This window comes from Wolbachia endosymbiont of Drosophila leontia (assembly GCF_028981785.1).
Taxonomy (GTDB): domain Bacteria; phylum Pseudomonadota; class Alphaproteobacteria; order Rickettsiales; family Anaplasmataceae; genus Wolbachia; species Wolbachia pipientis.
The window spans coordinates 1-6,651 of the sequence record NZ_JAPQLK010000182.1; the positions used below are offsets into that span (position 1 = coordinate 1).

Annotated in this window: 4 protein-coding genes and 1 pseudogene; all 5 read left to right on the plus strand. The window is 36.5% G+C overall.

Annotated features, from left to right (window positions below):
- Positions 1-141 precede the first annotated feature (141 nt).
- Positions 142-1,467, plus strand: a complete 1,326-nt coding sequence (locus tag OZD63_RS06015; protein ID WP_274979654.1) for a dihydroorotase — start codon at positions 142-144, stop codon at positions 1,465-1,467.
- Between the two features lie 198 nt (positions 1,468-1,665).
- A complete protein-coding gene (locus OZD63_RS06020; protein ID WP_274979652.1) occupies positions 1,666-2,850 on the plus strand; it encodes a dicarboxylate/amino acid:cation symporter in 1,185 nt (394 codons plus the stop codon).
- A 3-nt stretch (positions 2,851-2,853) separates the two neighbouring features.
- Positions 2,854-3,450 carry an orotate phosphoribosyltransferase gene (gene pyrE / locus OZD63_RS06025; RefSeq protein WP_006279657.1) on the plus strand — a complete coding sequence of 199 codons (597 nt, stop codon included), beginning with the start codon at positions 2,854-2,856 and terminating at the stop codon, positions 3,448-3,450.
- A gap of 105 nt (positions 3,451-3,555) precedes the next feature.
- Positions 3,556-5,385: a translational GTPase TypA gene (typA, locus tag OZD63_RS06030; protein ID WP_065094924.1), complete on the plus strand. Its 1,830-nt coding sequence runs from the start codon at positions 3,556-3,558 to the stop codon at positions 5,383-5,385.
- Between the two features lie 62 nt (positions 5,386-5,447).
- Positions 5,448-5,693, plus strand: a pseudogene (locus OZD63_RS06100) (PD-(D/E)XK nuclease family transposase); the annotation flags it as partial.
- Positions 5,694-6,651: the final 958 nt, after the last annotated feature.

Genomic DNA, 6,651 nt, shown 5'->3' on the forward strand with positions numbered 1-6,651 from the left:
CACCAGCTTGCAAATGATTGTCCTTTCCTTCATTTCTCTCCTATTACGAAGATTTTAAACAGGTTCTTAGTCTGTGTTTTAATTTGGTTGTGTTTTATTAAAAAAACTTTAAATTTATTTTATAATCGATACTCAAATATAATGACTCAAACTTGGGATTTGTTGCAAACAGGGCAAAAGGAAGGCTATAAAATTGCGTATACCAATGCTCGTATTATCGACCCGGAAACTAAACTTGATATAAAAGGTTCATTATTGACTGAAGGGGATAAAATTGTTGACTTTGGTGAATCATTATTTTCAACAAGTGGAGTTGATAAAACAATAGACTGTAAAGGGCTTGTTCTAATGCCAGGCCTTATTGACATTCACGTACATTTTCGTGAACCAGGCCAGGAACATAAAGAAACTATATATACAGGCAGCAAATCTGCAGCTGCGGGGGGAGTTACAACTGTAGTTTGTCAGCCAAACACTGTTCCAGCAATTGATAGCGTTATTTTGGCTAAATATTTGAAATATAGAGCACTTGAAACTTCACATGTAAACGTTGAATTTTACGCTAAAATCACCACTTCGGAAGAACACCTGACTGAAATGGCACTTTTAAAGGAAGCAGGTGCGGTTGGGTTCACCGATGATGGCATGCCAGTTATGAACCCGATGATTATGAGACAGGCGCTGCTTTATTCAAGTATGCTGAATGTTCCTATTGCTCAACATGCAGAAGATTTAAATTTATCTGCTGGTGGCGCAATCAACGAAGGTAAAATTTCTGAAGAATTGGGAGTAAAGGGGATCTTGAGTGCGTCAGAATCGGTTATGGTAAATCGTGATATACTGCTAATGAAGGATATGGAAAATGTGCACTACCATATTCTACATGTCTCTTCAAAAGATTCACTTGATGCTATTAAACGTGCAAAAGATTTGGGATTAAATGTTACGTGCGAAGTAACCCCTCATCACCTCACTTTGACTGAAGATATAGTAAAACAACATGGAGCAATTGCAAAAATGAATCCGCCGCTTCGCACTGAAGAAGATCGTTTAGCTATGGTTGAAGGTTTAAAGACAGGTGTGATTGATTGCATTGCAACTGATCACGCTCCGCATGATCGTAGTTCTAAAGATCTACCACTTGAAAATGCTGCATTTGGTATTGTTGGTCTTGAAACAATGCTGCCCCTTTCACTTGAACTCTATCACAGTGGGCAAATGGGTCTACTTGATGTGCTTGCAAAATTGACATATAAGCCTGCAGATATAATACACATACCACGTGGTCGTATACAAAAAAACCTTGCTGCAGACTTAATTTTAGTTGACCTCAATCATGAATGGGAAATTAAAACTGACAACTTTGCTAGTAAATCAAAGAATTCTCCTTTCGATGGTCGCAAAGTAAAAGGACACGTAGTACGTACTGTTGTGTCCGGCAAAACTATATACTCGCAGAAGAGTTAGTTATCATATCTTATCTATTCCAATTTGTTATCACCAGAATGGGCTAAGTGCACCTAAATTTAAATTAAGAAATCTTACACTGTCTCCGAATAAACACATCCTCTTATCTTTCCCTAATCTGTAAAGTTATTTTGTCTATCAATCTGATTCCAAAACAGCAAAATTATTGTATAATGTTACTTTGAAGTTTTATTTTCAATGCACAAGTTTGCAATACTTTTTTCTATACTGCTTGCAATAGTTGCTTACTACCTAAACAATGAAATCATATTTGAAATAGCAAAGCTATTTAGTGATATCTTTATCAGCTTGCTCAAATTAATAAGCTTACCTCTGGTTTTTTTATCCATAGTTTCCACAATTTCCGGGCTCAAAGACTCAATTGAAATCAAAGTCTTAGTTAAGAAAACACTATTTTATACTCTGCTTACAACTATTATAGCTGCGTTTGTTGCATTATCGTTTTATTTGTTAATAGATCCAGCAAGAAAAAATTTCATAAGTAATACAATAGGGAGTATTAACAGCAATAACCACAGTTATTTTTCATATTTAAAATCACTCATTCCTTCTAATTTTGTGCAAGTTTTTCTTGAAAATAATATGATTGGTAGCATATTAATCGCTTTTTTGATGGGCGGAGCTATTGTTTCACTTTCAAAAGAAAAGCAGGATATATTATATCAAGTATTCTCTGCACTTTTTGATACGCTACTTAAAATTGCTCAAGGGTTATTAAAATTTATTCCGCTTGCTGTTTGGTCTTTTATTACTTGTTTTTTGCATGAATTAAAAGGCGGTAGTGAGTTCTACAATCTTTTATGGTATTTTGTTTGCATAATGTCTGCAAATTTTGTGCAGGCATTTCTGATTTTACCGCTATTTATGTGGTATAAAGGCATATCACCAATTCAAACGCTGAAAGGGGTTATGCCAGCACTCACACTTGCGTTTTTTTCTAAATCATCCAGTGCAACATTGCCAACAACTATAGAATGTGTGCAGAACAAGCTAAAGGTGCCAAAGAAATTATCGTCTTTTATTTTACCAATATGCACAACAATTAACATGAATGCATGTGCTGCATTTATACTAATCGCTGTAATGTTTGTTGCAGAAATGAACGGATACGTATTTTCCTTAAGCGAAATGTTGATATGGATTTTTTTAGCTACAGGGGCTGCAATTGGTAACGCTGGAGTGCCGATGGGGTGCTATTTTATGGCAACCAGTTATCTCATGTCAATGAATGTTCCTCTGCATATTATGGGACTGATTTTGCCTATTTATACAATCATCGATATGTTTGAAACTGCAATAAATGTGTGGTCTGATGTTTGTATCACTCAGATAATTAATAAAGAATGTAATAGTGAAACTTAAAAAATGATATTAGACGAAAATAACCTAATAATAAAAGAATTTAAAGAAGCAGAAGCAATTTTGCATGGGCATTTTGTTTTATCATCCGGGCTGCATAGTGACACATACATACAGTGTGCGAAGATTTTTGAAAATCCAAGCAGAGCCATGAAAGTTTGCGCATTATTAGCAGATAAAATAAAAAAAGAATTAAATAGCTCCATAGATTTAATATTATCTCCTGCAATTGGTGGAATAATTGTGGGTTATGAGATTGGCAGGCAGCTTGGAATAAAGACAATGTTTTGCGAGCGCGTTAATGGTAAGTTTGAATTACGCCGTGGATTTAAGATCAAAAAGGGTGAGAAAATATTGCTCATTGAAGATGTAATAACCACAGGTAAATCTTCACTTGAAGCAGTGGAATGTGCAGAAGGGGAAGGAGGTAAAGTTGTTGCTGAAGCTTCTTTGATAAAGAGAAATAGTGAAACGAAACTGCCTTTTCCTGTCATATCTTTGATTGAACTGAACATCAAAAACTACAGCGAGGAAGAACTTCCAAGTGAATTAAAACAACTACCCATAACAAAACCTGGGAGTAGGGAATATTTAACGAAGTAATCCTATAATATCTTGGAAACACAGCATTTATACACAGCTTTAGTTATTTACTCCAAGTGTATTTTATGTATACTTATTACTAAATTAATTTTGAAATGATAGAAAATGAACGAATTTAAATCGATCCGAAATATAGCAATAATCGCACACGTTGACCACGGTAAAACTACTTTACTTGATAACATGTTAAAACAAAGTGGCACATTCCGCGAGAATCAAGAAGTTCAAGAACGAGTGATGGATAGTGGCGACCAAGAACGTGAGCGCGGGATTACAATACTTGCAAAATGCACATCAATAATGTGGGGTGATGAAAAAATCAATATTATTGATACGCCAGGGCACGCAGACTTTGGTGGAGAAGTAGAAAGGGTATTGTGCATGGCAGACGGCGTGTTGCTGCTGGTTGATGCTGCAGAAGGTCCCATGCCACAAACAAAATTTGTGCTCTCAAAAGCACTAAAAGCAAATTTGAAGCCAATTGTGATAATCAATAAGGTCGATCGACCAGACAGCAGAATTGATGAAGTATTAAATGAAATATATGAGTTATTTTTTAACCTTGATGCAACCAACGAGCAGCTAGATTTTCCAGTGTTGTATGCTTCAGGTAGAAATGGCTGGTGTGCTAAGGAGCTTTCTGATGAAAGAAAAGATTTAAGCCCATTATTTTCAACGGTTATAGATTATATAAAACCTTCTGTTTATAATCAAAATGCACCTTTTGCTATGTTGGTCACTCTACTTGAGTCTGATAAGTTTCTTGGCAGAATATTGACAGGAAAGGTTTATCAGGGCATTGCAAAAGTCAATTCAGATCTTAAGGTGCTTGACCTCGATGGCAAAGTAATTGAACGAGGAAGATTAACTAAGTTGCTCTCATTTTCTGGCTTGAAACGCATTCCAGTAGAACAAGCTGTGGCAGGAGACATAATTGCAATTGCAGGGCTTGAGGAAGCTTCAGTTTCAGACACTATAGCAGCACCAGAGGTTACAACTGCAGTAAGCTCAACTCCAGTTGATCCGCCGACAATGGCGATTACTCTGAGTGTTAATGATTCACCTTTTGCTGGGCAAGAAGGTACAAAGCTTACCTCAACTGCCATAAAGGATCGCTTATACGCGGAGGCAGAAACAAATGTTGCAATTACTGTGACTTTAGCACCAAGCGGTGAAGCGTTTGAAGTAGGTGGACGTGGTGAGCTACAGCTTGGGGTGTTAATTGAAAATATGAGGAGAGAAGGTTTTGAGCTTTCGGTATCACGCCCTCGAGTGCTATTTAAGGAAGAAGATGGCAAAAAACTTGAACCTATAGAGGAAGTAGTAATTGATGTAGATGATGAATATAGTGGAATCATCATGGAAAAACTCAGCTTCCGTAAAGGTGAAGTAACTGACATGAGACCTTCTGGTAATGGCAGGACAAGATTAACGTTTTTAGTGCCATCAAGAGGATTAATCGGTTATCAAGGAGAGTTTTTAACTGATTCTCGTGGCACAGGCATAATTAACCGTTTATTTCACAGTTATGCTCCACATAGAGGTCCAATTTCTGGAAGGCGCAATGGAGTTTTAATTTCTACAGATAAGGGTGAGGCTGTGGCATATGCAATTTTCAATTTGCAAGACAGGGGAATTATGTTTATTAAACCACAGGATAAGGTATATTGTGGCATGGTTGTCGGCCAGCATAGCCGTGACAATGATTTGGAGATAAATGTGTTAAAGGGTAAGCAATTAACAAACGTAAGAGCTTCAGGTAGTGATGAAGCTATAAAGCTCACTCCACCAAAGATAATGACACTGGAGGATATGATAGCGTATATAGATGATGATGAATTGGTGGAAGTAACTCCAAAATCTATACGTTTACGCAAGAAATTCCTTGATCCAAATGAACGTAAGCGTGCAGGAAGGGCAAAGAATAAGGAGTAATCAGAGGTTGAACATTTGCGAAAAATAGTGTATAATTATTCGTCTCCTAATTGTATTTAATTATGGCCTTTTCGAAATTTCTCGATCCAAAAAACAATTTCGCGTTCAAGAGAATATTTGGCACTGAGAAAAATAAAGATATTCTCATTCACTTTCTCAATGATATATTGGGCTTCGCTGGCAAAGATGAAATAGAAGAAATAGAATTTCTCAGCACTATCATGGATGCTGAGATTGCCTCTAAAAAACAAAGTATTGTTGATGTTTTCTGTACTGATTCTGCTGGAACCCAGCTAATTATTGAAATGGTGCGACCTGAAAGTCTTCGGTCATATTGTTTAAAAGGAGAGGAATTCCTTCAGAAAGAAACTAAAAGAGTTCTAAAACTTATTAAACCAGATGTTTTGCCATCTGAGTCTACGCATCAGTGCGAATCGGGTAACCGATTGGTGCCAAGCGATGCGGACAATGAACCTCCTCTTGAAAAAGAAGATGCTCAATCGTGAAAGGAGCATAAACTACAAGCATCGTGTGGTTGGAGAGCTAGGCTTAGTGGTATGGTGAACGTAAGTGAAGCTTCATAAGTATCGTAACGATTAAAGAGCTAAAGATGCTGATAAGCTCCGACCAAAAGGTAATGTGACATTTTTCATTTCTGGATGTACGCAAATCACCGGTATAGAGAAGTCACCTAACCCACTGTTGTATGACAGAAGGAACAGGGTAAGCCTGTATTTCCGCCTATATGGCAAGCAAACCGCAAGGAACGCTGATGAAAATGCAGGTAAAGGATAATGGAGAAAGCGAATGCCATTTTGTAACGAAATGTATAGAATTTGTAACATTAATTCGCGTGAAAACGAGCAGATTTCCATTTGGTCCCTCGTGACAAGAAACTTTGTTAACCACTTGAGGTAGAGAAGCAGATGACCTTACCCACAGAAATGATGAAGAAATTAGGAATATTTTTTACAAAAAGGACAACACTAACAAAAGAACTTTATTCTATTTAGAATATAAAGTTACAATAAATTTTCCTGTCATCTCCAAATAAATTACATTAACTTAGTGTTGTATATTGTTAATAACTTAAATAATACAACCATTTTCAGCAACAAAAACCAAAGGTCTTGAGATACAAGATATTTGTATGGTTACTATGATAGTTCCTTTTTTAAGAAAGTTTTAAATTTCATACCTAAGAACCTGTTTAAAATCTTCGTAATAGGAGAGAAATGAAGGAAAGGACAATCATTTGCAAGCTGG

Bases quoted from the DNA above. Each gene is read 5' to 3' on its own strand.
- pyrE (WP_006279657.1), top strand. From the start codon at position 2,854: ATGATATTAGACGAAAATAACCTAATAATAAAAGAATTTAAAGAAGCA.
- OZD63_RS06020 (WP_274979652.1), top strand. From the start codon at position 1,666: ATGCACAAGTTTGCAATACTTTTTTCTATACTGCTTGCAATAGTTGCT.
- typA (WP_065094924.1), top strand. From the start codon at position 3,556: ATGAACGAATTTAAATCGATCCGAAATATAGCAATAATCGCACACGTT.
- OZD63_RS06015 (WP_274979654.1), top strand. From the start codon at position 142: ATGACTCAAACTTGGGATTTGTTGCAAACAGGGCAAAAGGAAGGCTAT.